Origin of the sequence: Enterococcus sp. H57, assembly GCF_003112495.1 — a bacterium.
In the GTDB taxonomy this organism is placed as follows: domain Bacteria; phylum Bacillota; class Bacilli; order Lactobacillales; family Enterococcaceae; genus Enterococcus_B; species Enterococcus_B faecium.
Genome location: NZ_BEHC01000056.1, coordinates 35,084 through 51,069, shown reverse-complemented (window position 1 = coordinate 51,069; position 15,986 = coordinate 35,084). Strand labels below are relative to the sequence as shown.

The following is a 15,986-nucleotide window of genomic DNA, read 5'->3' as shown; positions in this document are numbered from 1 at the left end:
CACAAGGAATAATTTCAGAAAAAGCTCGTCACGTTTTATGAATATGGTAATTTGTGACCGAGAATTTTGCAGAAAGACACCGATTAAGAAGAAGGTTGTCACAACGATTTTCTTCATTTAAAATAGTAGAACAGAGGTGAGACATGATGAAAAAAAAGTTGACAAAATCCAATAAAAATGTTGTTTTGACAGGGACTTTAGCAGGAATAGGAGAATACATCGGGATTGATCCGACTGTTATCCGTGTGCTTTATGTATTCCTGAGCTTAGTTGCTTTTGGAAGTCCAATCATTTTATACATTTTATTAGCTTTGATTATCCCATCTGCGCGTTCTGCACGAACAAACTATGGACATAACAATGCATATTATGAAAAAAACAATTATCGTGAACAAACTCGTGAACAAACAAAAAAACGCAAAGAAGCGGAAAAAATCGATGATGACGAATGGAGTGACTTTTAATGTCGTACTTTCAACGTATTTTAGTTAATACGTTAACATTCATATCATTGGCTGTTCTTTTTCCTGCGATGGTCCATGTGAGCAGTATTTGGACGGCCGTTCTTGCCAGCTTCGTATTGTCTGTGTTGAATATGTTTGTCAAACCGATTTTGACGATACTGTCCCTGCCCTTTACATTAGTCACATTGGGATTGTTTACGTTTGTTATCAATGCAGCGATTCTTAAAATGACCTCCTTTTTTGTGGGAGCAGAACATTTTAGTTTTTCTTCATTCGGTGCAGCGTTGTTAGTAGCTATCTTGATGTCGCTTGTCAATGTAATTGTCAGCGAACATAACAGTAGAAAATAAAAGAAAGCTGTGCCGAACTATCGGCGCAGTTTTTTTTATTTAGAATCAGGAATGCGTTTTCTATTACATTGGTAATTAAATAAAAACGTTTTTTTTAATTGGTAGTACTTTTGGCTAGACAATGATAAAATGATAGAGAACACTCTAATAGAAATGAGGTAGCATGAATGTCAGAAGTTGTAAAAGTTAGCCAATTAGTGAAAAAATTATCTTTGGAAATCGTGACAGGCGACGAGAAAAGCTTAGACCGTGTCATCGTAACTGGGGACATCTCACGCCCAGGACTAGAGTTGACTGGTTATTTTAATTATTATTCCCATAATCGTTTACAGCTATTTGGCAGTAAAGAAATCAGTTTTGCGGAACGGATGATCCCAGAAGAGCGTTTGATCATCATGAGAAGATTATGTAGTGAAGATATGCCCGCATTTATTATTTCAAGAGGATTACCGGCTCCAGAAGAAATGATCCAGGCAGCAAATGAAAATGGGATAGCTGTACTGCGTTCTCCCATCTCAACTTCTCGTTTATTAGGAGAATTATCCAGTTATTTAGATGGTCGCCTTGCCCCTCGAACAAGTGTCCACGGTGTTTTAGTGGATGTTTACGGATTAGGTGTACTGATTCAAGGTGACAGTGGGATAGGAAAAAGTGAAACAGCGTTGGAGTTGATCAAACGCGGTCATCGATTGATCGCAGACGATCGAGTAGATGTTTATCAGCAAGATGAATTAACGGTGATCGGAGAACCGCCTAAAATCCTGGAACATCTAATTGAAATCCGAGGAATCGGGATCATTGATGTAATGAATCTTTTTGGTGCGAGTGCGGTACGTGGCTCTATGCAAGTCCAGTTGGCTGTTTATCTGGAAGCATGGGCAAAAGATAAGAAATACGACCGTCTGGGCTCTGAAGACACGACCGTTGAAATCGCGGAAGTGGGCATTCCACAAATAAAAATCCCTGTCAAAACAGGACGAAACGTTGCAATCATCATTGAAGTAGCCGCGATGAATTTCCGTGCACGTACAATGGGCTTTGACGCAACGAAAACATTTGAAGAAAGATTAAGTCGCTTGATTGAAGAAAACTCAGGCAACGACTAGCAAGGAGTGACAATATGTTAGCACAAATCAATCGAGTTGCTTTTGAGCTTGTAGGGATTCCTATCTACTGGTATGCATTGATCATCGTATCAGGTATCATTATCGCCATGTGGCTTAGCAGCAGAGAGGCTGTTCGGGTAGGATTAAAAGCAGATGATGTGACAGATTTTATGTTGTGGGGATTGCCTATCTCCATTATTGGCGCTCGCTTATATTATGTTTTATTTGATCTTCCCCAGTATATAGCTGATCCAATCCAAATATTCAATATCCGTTCAGGAGGCTTAGCTATTTATGGCGGACTGATTGCAGGCGCGATCACGCTGTATTTTTTTACTAAATATCATTTTATTTCTTTGTGGACTTTTTTAGATATCGCTGCACCAAGTGTATTATTAGCACAGGCAATCGGTCGTTGGGGAAATTTCATGAACCACGAAGCATATGGACCAGACACGACGCGAAGCTTCTTAGAAAGTCTGCATTTACCGCAATTCATCATTGATAATATGTATATCGAAGGGATCTATCGTCAACCAACATTTCTTTATGAATCACTTTGGAGTTTGATTGGATTTATTTTGCTTTTGTTTTTACGAAAGAAACCACACCTTTTGAAAAAAGGCGAAGTCCTTTTATGTTATCTAATGTGGTATAGTTTCGGGCGTTTCTTTATTGAAGGATTACGTACAGACAGTCTTTACTTTTTAGGTGTGATCCGTATTTCTCAATTATTATCTGCTGTGTTATTTGTCGGTACATTGATTCTATTTATTTGGCGCAGAAAAAAAGGAAATTTATCGGATTATGACCGCTCATTAGGAAAAAATCAACAAATTATCTGATTTTTAGAGCGTTAAAAATGAAAAAAATTTCAGGAGTGGTAAAATGAATTATAGAGTAGCGGTTTTAGGACCAGGCTCTTGGGGTACTGCTTTGGCACAAGTCCTCGCCGAAAACGGACATGACGTTCGGATTTGGGGACATCGTGCTTCACAAGTAGAAGAAATCAACACCCAACACACGAATCAACGTTATTTACCAGATCATTATCTACCCGATTCCATCCAAGCATTCACCAATATGGAAGATGCAGTAAAAGACGCAGATGCGGTGCTATTCGTCATTCCAACGAAAGCAATACGTTCTGTTGCAAAAGAACTAGTGCCTAAATTGAATACAAAGCCAGTGATCATCCATGCAAGTAAAGGATTAGAACAGGGAACACATAAAAGGATCTCTGACATCTTGTTAGAGGAAATCCCAGCAGAAAAAAGAAAAGCTGTTGTTGTTCTTTCTGGACCAAGCCATGCAGAAGAAGTAGCGAAACATGACATCACTACGATCACAGCTGCAAGTACAGATGCAAAAGCAGCAAAATATGTACAAGAGCTGTTCATGAATAATTATTTTCGGATCTATACCAATCCTGATGTGATCGGTGTAGAGATGGGGGCAGCTTTGAAAAATATTATTGCTATTGGTGCTGGCGCTATTCACGGCTTAGGGTTTGGCGATAATGCAAAGGCAGCAATCATGACGCGCGGATTAGCTGAGATCAGCCGTTTAGGTGTAGCAATGGGTGCCAACCCGCTGACCTTTATCGGATTAAGCGGAGTAGGCGATCTAGTCGTTACTTGCACAAGTGTCCATTCTAGGAACTGGCGCGCAGGCAACTTGTTAGGACAAGGGCAGCCCCTAGAAGAGGTGCTAGCCAATATGGGAATGGTCGTTGAAGGTGTGAATACTACTCAAGCAGCGATGGAACTAGCCCAAATAATGGAAATCGAAATGCCCATCACTCAAACAATCTATGAAGTGCTGTATGAACAAAAAGAAATCAAAACAGCCGCAAAAGAAATCATGTTACGTGATGGGAAAAAAGAAAATGAATTCTCATTAACAATTTTTTGAAGGAGCGAATGTATATGAAAGTCAAAAAAGCAGTTATTCCAGCAGCAGGATTAGGAACAAGATTTTTACCAGCAACAAAAGCTATGGCAAAGGAAATGTTGCCAATTGTTGATAAACCAACAATCCAGTTCATCGTTGAAGAAGCGTTGAAATCAGGAATCGAAGACATCTTGATCGTTACAGGAAAAGCTAAACGACCAATCGAAGATCACTTTGATTCAAATATTGAATTAGAAACAAACCTAAGTGAAAAAGGAAAGACCGAATTATTGAAATTAGTAGAAGAAACGACAGATGTCAACTTGCATTTCATCCGTCAATCTCATCCAAAGGGTTTAGGACATGCCGTTCTTCAAGCAAGAGCCTTTATTGGAAATGAACCGTTTGTCGTTATGCTAGGCGATGATATCATGGAAGATGAAGTACCATTGACACAGCAATTAATCGATGATTACGAACGTACTCATGCTTCTACGATCGCCGTTATGCAAGTTCCTCATGATGAAACTTCAAAATACGGAATTATCAATCCAGGAGAAGTATTGGAAGATGGGTTATACAATGTCAAAAACTTTGTTGAAAAACCAGATCCAAGCAAAGCACCAAGTGATTTAGCTATTATTGGACGTTACTTATTGACTCCAGAAATTTTTGATGTATTGTCCGAGCAACAACCAGGAGCCGGAAATGAAATCCAACTAACTGACGCAATCGATACATTGAATAAAACACAACGCGTATTTGCCCGTAAATTCACAGGTAAACGTTACGATGTCGGTGACAAATTTGGTTTTATGAAAACAAGTATTGAATATGGTCTAACACATCCAGAAGTAGGTGCACCTTTACGTGAGTATATCCTGTCTTTAGGTAAAACATTAGAAGCAGAAGGAAGCAAGATCGATCATAATCCAAAAGGAATAACAGAAATCAAAGAAGAAAAGAAAAAATAACCCTTTTTTCTAACGAGCTTCAGCTGCTAATTGAATAAAAAGTAGTTGAAGCTCGTTTTTATTTGTTTAAAAAACACGAAAATGCTATCCTTATAGAAAAGAGAGACAAGAAGGGAGTTTGATCATGTCAGGAGGAGAAATTGCAGGATTGATCGCAGCAATCGCCTTTGCGATACTTGTCGTTTTTATCGTTCGTGTGTTGTTGCAAGTTTCTAAAACTTTAGAAAAAGTAGATCAGACTGTAGCAGAAGCAAATACGACGATCGAAATCGTCACAAAAGACGTAGATCTTTTGTCTAGACAAGTAGAAGGCTTGCTGGTCAAAAGTAATGAACTGCTCTTGGATATCAATGGAAAAGTCGCAACGATCGATCCATTGTTCACAGCAGTTGCTGATTTAAGTGAAAGTGTATCAGAACTTAATCATTCTAGTAAAAACATCGCGACGAAAGTCGGCGGAATCGGTAAAACGACAGCTAAAGCGACGGTTGCCGGAAAAGTCGGTGGGACAGCGATGAAATTTTTTAAAAACAAAAAACATACTGAAACGACAGGAGGAAAATAAAAATGGCTAAAAAAGGTGGATTTTTATTAGGTGCAGTAGTCGGAGGAACAGCCGCAGCAATCGCCGCGTTATTGTTAGCACCAAAATCTGGTAAAGAACTTCGGGATGAATTAGCTGCCCAAGCGGATGATTTGATGGATATGGCTTCAGATTACACAGATATGGCGAAAGAAAAATCGACTGAGTTAACAGGTATTGCAAAAGAAAAAGCGCAAGATCTTTCTCAACAAGCAGGTGATCTAGCAGGTAGTGTCAAACAAAAAGTAAGTGAATCAGCAGATGAAGCAGGAAGTGAATCTGACGATATCTTGTTAAATCTTAAAGAACAATCAGCTGACTTATCTAATCGTTTCAAAAAAACGGCAGAAGATATGAAAAAACCTGCAGATGAATTAGGAAGTATTGCTAAAGATACTTCAGAAGATATCATGATTGATGTAAAAGACGCTGCTGGTAAAGCAGGAGATACTGTCAATGAAGGAATGTCAGAAGCAAAACCAGTTGCAGATGACACAAAAGAAATGATGAAAATGGCAAAAGAAGATGCGAAAGAAGCTAAAAAAGAAATAAAAGATACAATGACAGATTCATCTACAAATCACTAAAATCACAAATTTATAGAATAAAAAGGTGGGAGCGGACTAGCTCTCACCTTTTTTACTCTTATTTTTCTAAAACAAGTAATTCTTTTGGTGTAGTCGTGAATGGCACACAGCCATCGCTTGTCACATATACACAGTCTTCGATACGTACCCCTACTTTTTCAGGAATATAGATTCCTGGTTCAAGAGAGAAGCACATCCCTTCTTCGATTACTAAGTCATTTCCTTCTACAAGGGAAGGGAATTCGTGGACGGTTGTTCCGATCCCGTGACCTAAACGGTGATTGAAATATTCGCCGTAGCCATAGCTGTTGATCACGTTTCGTGCGATTTGATCAAGTTCACCTGCTGTCACACCTGGACGGACGGCTTCTTGTGCGGCAAGCTGTGCTTCAAGAGTGATGTTGTATATTTTTTCTTGGAAGTCGGTTGGTTTTTGATAAGCAATTGTACGAGTAGCATCACTGCAATAGCCATTCCAAACAACGCCAAGATCGAATAACACAAGTTCATTCGGTGAAATCTTCGTGTTTCCTGGTGTACCATGAGGGCTTGCAGCATTTGCTCCTGCAAGGACTAATGTGTCGAAAGACATTTGTGAAACACCTTGTTTTTTCAATTGGTATTCGATTTCTGCAATGATCGCTTGTTCAGTCACGCCTTCTTTCACTGCTTTAAAGCCAATCTCAAATGCAACATCGGCCCATTTACCAGCTTCGATCAGTTTGTCTTTTTCCTCTAGAGTTTTGATCAGTTGTAGACGTTGGATGATGGAAGTTAGATCAGTGTAAGAATCCGTTCCCGTCAAGATATCAGAGATAGCATCGAAGCGCTCGACAGTCAAGGCGTTCTTTTCAATCCCTACATTGCCAGGCTGACCATAGCGAGCACGAAGTTCTTTTCCGATGATCTCCCAAGGATTTTCGCTGTCTAAATAGCCACGGACATCATACGCCCAACTACTGTTTTGAGCATCTTCAACTTCCAAAGCAGGAGTGAAAAGGAAAGGATCTTGTTCAAGAGGGATAAAAAGAGCTAGTACACGCTCATGAGGATCACTTTCGTATCCGGAAAAGTAAGCGATGTGGCCAGGGTCGCTGATATAAGCCAATTCGACTTGGTGTTGTGCCATCCATTGACGTAGTTCATTGATTTTTACGTTATTCATTTGGCAACCTACTTTCTAAATTAATTTTGTATTCAATAATTGTACCACTGATTTATTAAAAGACCAACGTTCTAAAAACTGAAAAAAGTAAAAATTTTCATGAAAACAGAGATAAAACGGTTGCAATTCTTGAGATTATTTGATATTCTATTTTAGAAATGTAAGACGTATTTTCAGAAAACATATAAAATATGAATAGGAGAACACAAATGGAAAAGCAAACAATCACTATCTATGATGTAGCGAGAGAGGCAAATGTTTCGATGGCTACTGTTTCACGTGTCGTAAATGGCAATCCAAACGTCAAACCAGCAACAAGAAAAAAAGTCTTGGAAGTTATCGATCGCTTGGATTATCGTCCAAACGCAGTTGCGCGTGGCTTGGCAAGTAAGAAAACAACAACAGTTGGGGTAATCATCCCTGATGTCAGCAATATGTTCTTTGCTTCTTTAGCACGTGGTATCGATGATGTGGCAACAATGTACAAATACAATATTATCTTAGCAAATTCAGATGGTAACGACCAAAAAGAAGTCAATGTATTGAATAACTTACTGGCTAAGCAAGTGGACGGCGTGATCTTCATGGGTCACCATATCACAGACGAAATCCGTGGAGAATTTTCACGTTCAAAAACTCCTGTTGTATTAGCTGGCTCTATTGATCCAGATGAACAAGTAGGTAGCGTAAACATTGATTATGTATCAGCAACAAAAGATGCAGTAAACAAATTGGCAAAAAGCGGCAATAAAAAAATCGCTTTTGTCAGTGGTGCGTTGATCGATCCTATCAATGGACAAAATCGTCTGAAAGGCTATAAAGAAGCATTAAGCGAAAATAACCTACCATATAGCGAAGGATTGATCTTTGAAGCACAATACAACTTCAAAGATGGTCTATCTCTAGTCGATCGGATCCATAATAGCGGTGCAACAGCTGTCTATGTTTCAGATGATGAATTAGCCATCGGTATTTTGGATGGTTTATTAGACCGTGGCGTGAAAGTACCGGAAGAATTCGAAATCATCACAAGTAACAATTCACTACTGACAGAAGTAGCTCGTCCTCGTTTAACAAGTATCACACAACCATTATACGATTTAGGGGCGGTATCTATGCGCCTATTGACGAAAATGATGAATAAAGAAGAAGTCGAAGAAAAAACGATTATCTTGCCTTATGGAATCGAAGAAAAAGGATCTACAAAATAATAAAAGGACAACCATTCAGAGGTTGTGAGCCTGCCGTTTAACTCTGCGTTACAAGGAGCAATTTCAAAAAACAGCATTTCATGTTTGATGAATATTGTGACTCGTGATTCGGAGTTGGCAGGAGAACACCGTTTATTCGGGAAAAGGGGTTATGACAAAATTTTGTTATAATCCTTTTTTTTTGTCTTAAAAAAGAGAGAAAGTGGTTGAAATTACATTTATCGTATATAAAACAATCCGTGTATAGATGCTGCATTATGTTCACCACCATCAAAAAAATAAGGGACTGTGACAATACTATTGTCACAATCCCTTATTACTGTGTATTCTATTAAATCAATCATCTTTCTCATCTGATTCTTTGGTTGCTTGATTCGCTCTTGCATAAGCTGAAGCGGTGTTCCAGTAATCTGTATAGTTTTCATCGGTACCGCCAACGCCAAATTTAAAGGCGCTTTTCTTCGGTCCATTTTTCGCCCATAGCGATTCAACTGTTTTTCCTGGTGTTTGGATGGATTTTTTATTGACAGTAACTTTTCCAGGTGTTTGACCAGTAAATCCAGATACTTTTTTCTTCATCACATCAGATGATAATTCGAATTTCTCATCAGTGCCAAAAATGTCAGGTTTTGCTTGGTAAGCTTGATTGATCAGATTGGCAAGATAATTAGCCGAACGTATCCTTGCTTTGCTGTCCATTCCAGTATTGTCATCGTGCCCTGCCCAGCTACTGATGGTAATAGACGGAGTAGAGACAATTAGCCATGAATCTCGGTATTCATTGGTAGAACCAGTTTTTCCGACCCAATCTGCTTTTCCTAGATTTCCATTTAAGCTTGAGATGGCATCTTTGAATGGTGTAGTGATTTTTGCATTGATCACACTGCGCATCATGTCATTCATGATCGATGCCGTTGCTTCCGAATAGATCCGGACAGAGTTGCTTTCGTGTTTATAAATTACATTTCCTGCGTTATCTGTGATGGAATCGATGATATAGCCTTCTTCATAGACGCCGCCGTTTGCTAAAGCCTGAAATCCATTGGTCTGTTGAAGCGTCGTGACATCTACTGTACCTAAAGGAGCAGATTCAACGCCCCAATTGTCATTTGCCGGGTAGTTCATCTTTGCCAAGTAGTGCTCGTAAGCATATTGTTTCGATCCACCGGAATTCAACACATCTTGATATAAGTGATAAGCCGGTATATTGTTGGACCATTCTAGTGACTCACGGACGGTTTGGAAGGTGTTCGATCCTTCGTTAGTAGCATTGACGATTTTCTCGCCAGCATTTTCTCCTTCTTGCCAAGTTGTTGCATAATCTGATACACGGGATTCTGATCCGATAAGCCCCATGTCGATTGCAGGTCCATAAACAAGAACTGGTTTGATTGATGAGCCAGCTTGACGTTCTGTATCGAAGGCATGGTTATTTTGATTCTGACTGTAATTCCGTCCGCCAACGAATCCGTAGATGCGGCCAGTTCTGTTATCCATCAATACATTTCCGGTTTCTACTTGACTGCCAGCACCATCATCTAACATGTATCCATAATTTTCTACGCCATTTTGCAATGCAGCATAGACATCTTTATCGATTGTCGAATGGATTGTATATCCTTTATTTTGGATCGTTTGCTGTGCCTTTTGATAATAAGCGTCACTGACCGATGAATCAGACATATCAGCGTTGTCTTTTTCAGCCAATTGTTGTGCAATGATTCTTGTTGCTTCATTCATCACAGTATAATACAAGAATTCTCTGTCAGTCTGTTCTGCGATTTGTTGTGGTAGAAAGTCTTTTGTAAGGTCATAGGCTTTTGCTTCTTCGTATTGTTCTTTCGTAATTTGGCCTTCACGATACATACTGAATAAAACAAAATCTTTTCTGGCAAGGCCGGCAGAAAGATCTTCTTTTAGCGCACCTGTGTTCGTGTATGGACTATACGTGATCGGGCTTTGGGGTAATCCAGCGATATAAGCAGCTTGCGGCAGCGTCACATCTTTTGCATCTACACCAAAGATTCCTCTTGCAGCTTCCTGGACTCCAGCAATGTTTTGTCCCTTATTATTACGACCAAATGGTGAGACATTCAAATACGTAGCAATGATCTCATCTTTTGAAAAGTATTTTTCTACTTGTGCAGAAAGAATGATCTCATTTGCTTTACGTTTGAATGTTGTTTCATCTGTAAGGATCTGCTGTTTGACTAATTGCTGTGTCAAAGTTGATCCACCAGAAGAGCCAATACCAGTAGCTTCAGATACTAATGCTCGTAAAACAGCTTTAGGAACGTAACCTTGGTGTTTATCGAAGTATTCATCCTCTGTGCTGATAATTGCAGTTTTCAATAAAGGTGAAATTTTATCAGATGAAATAGTCGTGCGCATCAGATCTGTCTGGATTTTTGATATCTCTGTATTATCTGCATAAACAATCTTTGACGTTTCTGTAATGTTTCCTAGTTCTGTCTGCAGTGCTTTTTTAGTCGGCAATTGTGTGTCTTCGACGAGATAGGCAAAATAGCCAGCGCCTATTCCAATACCTAGAGCTGCGAACATCAAAAGAAGAACAGTAATAAAAACAGTCAATGATTGAAAAACTCTAAAAATAATCTTAGGAACAAACCATTTTTCTTTTTTTCTTCTATTCTGTTTTTTTCGAGTATTTTTGCGTGGCAAAAGGGTCACCTCAACTAATGGTTTTATTTCGCTAATTATAGCAAATAATAGAACAAAAAAACAGACAAGGCTGTTTTTGGCAGGAATTTCTTTTTTAAAGGAGTTAAAACGTGAGAAAATGATCTTTTTTATAAAAGAGTTCTTAAGCTTTTCTTTAGAGAAAATTTCAGTTACTATGGAGAACAGGGCAAAGAAAAATCAATCATTTTCTTTGTATATCATCTTACCAATATATAGGAATTGTTAGTAACAATTGCCTTTCAAGGAGGAATCCATCCATGTTATTAGGCTCACACGTCAGCATGAGCGGAAAGAAAATGCTGTTAGGAGCAGCAGAAGAAGCAGCCAGTTATGGATCTTCGACTTTTATGATCTATACAGGCGCCCCTCAAAACACTAGAAGAAAAGCCATCGAAGAGATGAATATTGATGCCGGAAAAGCGTACATGGCAGAAAACGGTCTAACAAATATCGTCGTTCATGCCCCTTATATCATTAATTTGGGGAATACGATCAAACCAGAAATGTTTCCTTTTGCCGTCCAATTTCTGAGAGAAGAGATTGTTCGTGCGGAAGCTTTAGGCGCTATTCAAATTACACTTCACCCAGGTGCTCATGTAGGGGCAGGAACAGAAGCCGGAATTGCTAGAATTATTGAAGGCTTGAATGAAGTTTTGACAAAAGAACAGACGGCACAAATCGCTTTGGAGACAATGGCAGGTAAAGGTACGGAAATCGGTCGAACATTTGAGGAATTAGCGCAAATCATCGATGGAGTAAAATTGAATGAAAAATTATCCGTTACTTTTGACACCTGTCATACGAATGATGCCGGTTATAATATTAAAGAAGACTTTTCAGGTGTAATGGAAGAGTTTGATAAGATCATCGGGTTAGATCGGCTTAAAGTACTCCATATCAATGATTCTAAAAATCCGCAAGGTTCGCATAAAGACCGGCACGCCAATATTGGTTTTGGAACAATCGGATTCGACACGCTGAATAAGATCGTCCATGATCCAATGTTTGACAATATTTCGAAAATCTTGGAAACTCCCTATGTCGGCAAAGATAAAAAGAAAGCTTACGCACCATATGGAAAAGAAATCGCCATGTTCAAAGCACAAATATTCGATCCAGAAGTGTTTCCTGAGTTATTAGCAGAAGAAGTGATACTCTAAGATTTTCTATCTGACAGCAGCAAAAAAGGACCAGGCACATTGCCTTGTCCTTTTTTGTTTAAGAAACAAAGGAGTACTTTTTGCAGTCTTTTTCATCATGCATCTTCTCCCCCCTCTTTTTAAATTTAGATAAACAGGGTATACTGGTAGAAAAGTAAAAAAACGAAAAGTTTCACAAGCAAGTGGCAAAACGTGATTGGAAGGACGAAAAGATGCTGAACACTTTAAAACCCTTGATCAACCAACTAAAAAAGAAACATACATACTTTATTCTTGGCATAGCCCTATTATTTACAATTATTCGTTTGTATTTATATAGTAAAGCAATCTATGGAACAGACATGTCGGCAACCTATGATGACCAGCTGCTGATTCGCTATGCTCAAAATATTTTGGACGGTAAATGGCTAGGGGAGTATACGACTACAACACTTTCCAAAGGAATCTCTTACAGCTTATTTTTAGTACTTGCACATAAACTGCATCTTTCTTATGCAGTTTTGTTCGGCATGTTCAGTATTTTTGCCAGTATATTGGTTGCACTCGCGTTTAAACCGATCGTGAAGAACAAGTATCTTCTTTTAAGTATCTATTTTTATTTTTTGTTTTCTCCGATTAGTTTTACACATGAATATTCCACTCGAACTTATCGTAATGCCCTCGTGATTCCGGCTGTTGAGATCATTATCGCTTGTTTACTAGCTATTTATTACCGCAAATACGGTTCTAGCAGAAAATTGCTGCCGTGGTTTTTAGGTCTAGCTGTTTCTTTTCCTTTCTTTTGGTTCATTCGCGAAGATTCCATCTGGCTTCTTCCTTTTACTGTAGTCGCGTTAGGTATCAGTTTCGTTCAGATCTTGCTAGGACAAGACTTTTCTTTCAAAGAAGCAAAGAAGTTAAAAGAACGACCATTTCTCCTTTCGAAACAAGAATGGCTGAAACTTTCATTGTTTTTACTCCCTCTAGTCGGTTTCTCCATCGTTTATCAGTGGATCGAATATAAAAACGAGACAACATATGGTATTGCCACCATCAATGACCGTTCGAGTGGCGAATTTGGACGTTTGATGAAACAGCTGATCCGAATAGATGACGAAACGAACTTAAATAAAGAAAACAGTGAGATATGGGTCTCGCATGCTGCATTAAATAAAGCATTAGAAGCATCTCCTACATTTCATGCTGTTTCTACTCGTATTGACGAATTGTATACGACTCATGCGTGGACCCAAGGTGGAAAAGTAAAAGAATTACCAGGAGATATCATTTTTTGGGCATTGCGAGATGTGGTAAGCGAATCTGGTTATTACCAAAACAATGCAAAAGAAACCAATGATTTTTGGAAAAAAGTCAACCAAGAATTAGAAGAAGCCTATCACAAGGGAACCATCAAAAAGAAAAAAGAGTTCTATCTGATGGGATCAGGAGATGGAAAGACGATGAGTGATCTGCCAATCGTATTCGATTTCCTTCAATCAGGATACGCTTATGCATGGCGATATAAAGATTTCCATCAAGGAGGAAATTATAGTTTCGGAACGCAAGAACAAGTCAAACAGGCTCAAGAATTATTAAACCTTCCGCTAATGGAGAATTGGATCGATAGTAATGAACCGAGAACACCTAATTTCCAATTAACAAAATCAGCAAAAGTCGCGAATGTCATCATAAAAATTTACCAAGTTCTGGCTATTCCCGTGCTGATTGCTTCAATAGCAGGGATATTACTTATGATACTAGGAACCGTATTTGCAAAAGCTGATCGTGCCTATTATAGTTCCTCTTTGATTGTGGTCACCGGATTAATACTGACACAATTGGTTTTTCTTTTCGGTGTCTCATGGTTTTGTTCTTATGCGCCAGAAAAAAAGGATTATTTTTTAAGTGTCTACACTGGCGCAAGCGTGCCGTTAACGCAATTCATCGTAGTAACAAGCATGCTAGTTTTCAGTAAATTAAATCTTAAAAAAGCTTTATCTTCTAAATAAAAAGACCCTTGGTAGCTAGATTTTTAACCTAACTATCAAGGGTCTTTGTGTGCAAAAATCAGTTTCTATTCGATTTCTTCTATCGTTTCCTGCAAACGTTGTTCATATTTTTTGTTTCCTTTATATAAATCACCAATCGTCCATGCCAACAGGAGAAGGACAAGAACAATGATTACATAAGCGATGTGATCAGCCAATGCTAGTTGAGCGGAAGTGGCTTGTTCACCAAAGAAACTTTCGATCTGTCCTGGTAATCCTCGTAAGTTCAAGTAAGTTAGACTAATCACAGAGAACCAGCCAAGAAGTTTTACGATGAATGAATTTTTAAATCGGCTACCCATCTCCGCTTGGCTGTTGGTCATCATCAGTAAAGGAATCATCGAAAACGGCAACGCAAAAGCCAAGAACACCTGGGATTCATTCATCAAGTTATTCAAAGCGGTATGTTCTTCGATCGTTCCTTTTGTACTTGTAAACAAAACACAAATCAATACAGGAATCACAGAAAGCAATCGTGTGACCAGTCTTCTTAGCCAAATCGGGATACGCATATGGATGAATCCTTCCATGATGACTTGACCGGTCAACGTACCAGTAATAGTAGAGTTCTGGCCAGAAGCAAGAAGTGCTACAGCAAATAAAGTGGACAAGATACCAGATTTTGCTACAGCAATCAAGATACCATTGCTCATAGCTGATGGATCAGATAAAGCTTCATACAGACCAAAAAAGGAAGGATCTTGGACAGAACCGGTTTTGAAGACAGCGACACCCATGATCAATAGCAGTGCATTGACTAGAAAAGCCATCGACAATTGGATATTAGAGTCCCAAGTAGAAAAACGTACAGCTTGTGCTACATCTTCTTCGTCTTGGTGATCGATCTTCCGAGTTTGTGAAACTGCTGAATGTAGATATAAGTTATGTGGCATGACTGTTGCGCCAATAATCCCTAATGCTCCAGTTAGCGGAGTTTCGCCACCAATGACAGGTGAGTCGGAGAATGTATGGCTGTTAGGGATAAAGCCAGCAAATAAACTGTGCCAATCTGGGTTAGACAAGCCAACTTGATAGACAAAAACGAATAAAATGACGAAAATCAAGCAGACAACCAGTGCTTCGATCTTACGAAACCCGACTTTTGTCAGTAGTAAGAGAACGAAAACATCTAATACAGTAATAAAGACGGCAATCACCAATGGAATATCAAAAAGTAAGTAGAGGGCGATTGCTGCACCAATTACTTCTGCAATATCTGTTGCCATAATGGCTAATTCAGTCAAGATCCATAAAATGACACCTAATGTCTTACTTGTGCGTGCTCGGATTGCCTGTGCCAAATCCATTTGGCTCACGATTCCTAATTTTGCTGCCATATACTGTAAAAGCATAGCAATAAGACTAGACATCAAAATAACTGACATCAATAAATATTGGAAATTTTGTCCTCCGGTGATCGAAGTAGACCAGTTACCCGGGTCCATATACCCAACTGCTACTAACGCACCAGGTCCAGAGTAAGCAAGAAGTGTTTTAAAAAAACTTTTCCCCTTTGGTACATCAACTGTTCCATTTACTTCAGCTAAAGATAAACCATTTGTATGTTCAATAAGTCGATGCTTATGAAATTGTTTATTGGATTGATTATTCAAGAAAAAACCACCTTTCCTATTTATCTACGATTACATTCTACACCTCAAAAAGAAAAAATTAAAGAAAAAGATTCGGTATCCCTAATTTATTTTCGTGGCGTGTCTTGCTAGATGACGAAAGAAATTTTGTTCTCCTCTAAAAAAACCGCT

The 15,986-nt window shown here is 38.9% G+C and carries 14 protein-coding genes; 11 read left to right on the top strand and 3 right to left on the bottom strand.

The annotated features are described in order from the left end of the window. The first annotated feature begins 143 nt into the window (after nucleotides 1–143). From DIZ30_RS10550 to DIZ30_RS10515, 8 genes are all read left to right on the top strand, one after another. On the top strand, nucleotides 144–464 hold the full coding sequence (locus DIZ30_RS10550) for a PspC domain-containing protein (RefSeq protein WP_002294972.1): 321 nt from the start codon (nucleotides 144–146) through the stop codon (nucleotides 462–464). Next, on the top strand, nucleotides 464–814 hold the full coding sequence (locus tag DIZ30_RS10545; protein WP_002289566.1) for a phage holin family protein: 351 nt from the start codon (nucleotides 464–466) through the stop codon (nucleotides 812–814). Before DIZ30_RS10550 ends, DIZ30_RS10545 begins: the two co-directional genes overlap by 1 nt. Nucleotides 815–981: 167 nt before the next feature. After that, nucleotides 982–1,920, top strand: coding sequence for an HPr(Ser) kinase/phosphatase (gene hprK, locus DIZ30_RS10540; RefSeq protein ID WP_002289568.1), 939 nt, complete (start codon nucleotides 982–984; stop codon nucleotides 1,918–1,920). Nucleotides 1,921–1,934: 14 nt separating this feature from the next. Continuing rightward, nucleotides 1,935–2,765, top strand: a complete 831-nt coding sequence (lgt, locus tag DIZ30_RS10535) for a prolipoprotein diacylglyceryl transferase (RefSeq protein WP_109023209.1) — start codon at nucleotides 1,935–1,937, stop codon at nucleotides 2,763–2,765. Nucleotides 2,766–2,808: 43 nt separating this feature from the next. Continuing rightward, the gene (locus DIZ30_RS10530) at nucleotides 2,809–3,834 is read left to right on the top strand and encodes an NAD(P)H-dependent glycerol-3-phosphate dehydrogenase (protein WP_002294970.1); all 1,026 of its coding nucleotides are present in this window, start codon (nucleotides 2,809–2,811) and stop codon (nucleotides 3,832–3,834) included. A gap of 14 nt (nucleotides 3,835–3,848) precedes the next feature. Further along, nucleotides 3,849–4,787, top strand: a complete 939-nt coding sequence (gene galU, locus DIZ30_RS10525) for a UTP--glucose-1-phosphate uridylyltransferase GalU (protein WP_002289574.1) — start codon at nucleotides 3,849–3,851, stop codon at nucleotides 4,785–4,787. Nucleotides 4,788–4,911: 124 nt separating this feature from the next. After that, nucleotides 4,912–5,352, top strand: a complete 441-nt coding sequence (locus tag DIZ30_RS10520; RefSeq protein ID WP_002289575.1) for a DUF948 domain-containing protein — start codon at nucleotides 4,912–4,914, stop codon at nucleotides 5,350–5,352. A 2-nt stretch (nucleotides 5,353–5,354) separates the two neighbouring features. Beyond that, entirely contained in the window at nucleotides 5,355–5,957 is a 603-nt protein-coding gene (locus DIZ30_RS10515) for a YtxH domain-containing protein (RefSeq protein WP_002294968.1), read from the top strand. 58 nt (nucleotides 5,958–6,015) lie between these two features. Here the strand turns inward: DIZ30_RS10515 and DIZ30_RS10510 are convergent, their stop codons facing one another. Next, on the bottom strand, nucleotides 6,016–7,122 hold the full coding sequence (locus DIZ30_RS10510) for an aminopeptidase P family protein (RefSeq protein WP_002296134.1): 1,107 nt from the start codon (nucleotides 7,120–7,122) through the stop codon (nucleotides 6,016–6,018). A gap of 209 nt (nucleotides 7,123–7,331) precedes the next feature. Between DIZ30_RS10510 and ccpA the strand changes: the two genes are divergently transcribed. Next, a complete protein-coding gene (ccpA, locus tag DIZ30_RS10505; RefSeq protein ID WP_002291653.1) occupies nucleotides 7,332–8,333 on the top strand; it encodes a catabolite control protein A in 1,002 nt (333 codons plus the stop codon). 336 nt (nucleotides 8,334–8,669) lie between these two features. Here the strand turns inward: ccpA and DIZ30_RS10500 are convergent, their stop codons facing one another. Then, nucleotides 8,670–11,015: a transglycosylase domain-containing protein gene (locus tag DIZ30_RS10500; protein ID WP_002289443.1), complete on the bottom strand. Its 2,346-nt coding sequence runs from the start codon at nucleotides 11,013–11,015 to the stop codon at nucleotides 8,670–8,672. Nucleotides 11,016–11,293: 278 nt separating this feature from the next. Between DIZ30_RS10500 and DIZ30_RS10490 the strand changes: the two genes are divergently transcribed. Beyond that, on the top strand, nucleotides 11,294–12,196 hold the full coding sequence (locus DIZ30_RS10490; RefSeq protein WP_109023208.1) for a deoxyribonuclease IV: 903 nt from the start codon (nucleotides 11,294–11,296) through the stop codon (nucleotides 12,194–12,196). A 212-nt stretch (nucleotides 12,197–12,408) separates the two neighbouring features. Then, nucleotides 12,409–14,184, top strand: coding sequence for a glucosyltransferase (locus DIZ30_RS10480; protein WP_109023207.1), 1,776 nt, complete (start codon nucleotides 12,409–12,411; stop codon nucleotides 14,182–14,184). Between the two features lie 65 nt (nucleotides 14,185–14,249). On the opposite strand, the gene DIZ30_RS10475 is transcribed toward DIZ30_RS10480, so the two are convergent. Continuing rightward, nucleotides 14,250–15,836: an Nramp family divalent metal transporter gene (locus DIZ30_RS10475; RefSeq protein WP_002333730.1), complete on the bottom strand. Its 1,587-nt coding sequence runs from the start codon at nucleotides 15,834–15,836 to the stop codon at nucleotides 14,250–14,252. Nucleotides 15,837–15,986 lie beyond the last annotated feature (150 nt).

Excerpts from the sequence above, each read along its gene's own strand:
- lgt (WP_109023209.1), top strand. The coding sequence starts at position 1,935 with ATGTTAGCACAAATCAATCGAGTTGCTTTTGAGCTTGTAGGGATTCCT.
- ccpA (WP_002291653.1), top strand. The coding sequence starts at position 7,332 with ATGGAAAAGCAAACAATCACTATCTATGATGTAGCGAGAGAGGCAAAT.
- DIZ30_RS10515 (WP_002294968.1), top strand. The coding sequence starts at position 5,355 with ATGGCTAAAAAAGGTGGATTTTTATTAGGTGCAGTAGTCGGAGGAACA.
- hprK (WP_002289568.1), top strand. The coding sequence starts at position 982 with ATGTCAGAAGTTGTAAAAGTTAGCCAATTAGTGAAAAAATTATCTTTG.
- galU (WP_002289574.1), top strand. The coding sequence starts at position 3,849 with ATGAAAGTCAAAAAAGCAGTTATTCCAGCAGCAGGATTAGGAACAAGA.
- DIZ30_RS10550 (WP_002294972.1), top strand. The coding sequence starts at position 144 with ATGATGAAAAAAAAGTTGACAAAATCCAATAAAAATGTTGTTTTGACA.
- DIZ30_RS10520 (WP_002289575.1), top strand. The coding sequence starts at position 4,912 with ATGTCAGGAGGAGAAATTGCAGGATTGATCGCAGCAATCGCCTTTGCG.
- DIZ30_RS10480 (WP_109023207.1), top strand. The coding sequence starts at position 12,409 with ATGCTGAACACTTTAAAACCCTTGATCAACCAACTAAAAAAGAAACAT.
- DIZ30_RS10530 (WP_002294970.1), top strand. The coding sequence starts at position 2,809 with ATGAATTATAGAGTAGCGGTTTTAGGACCAGGCTCTTGGGGTACTGCT.
- DIZ30_RS10490 (WP_109023208.1), top strand. The coding sequence starts at position 11,294 with ATGTTATTAGGCTCACACGTCAGCATGAGCGGAAAGAAAATGCTGTTA.
- DIZ30_RS10510 (WP_002296134.1), bottom strand. The coding sequence starts at position 7,122 with ATGAATAACGTAAAAATCAATGAACTACGTCAATGGATGGCACAACAC.
- DIZ30_RS10545 (WP_002289566.1), top strand. The coding sequence starts at position 464 with ATGTCGTACTTTCAACGTATTTTAGTTAATACGTTAACATTCATATCA.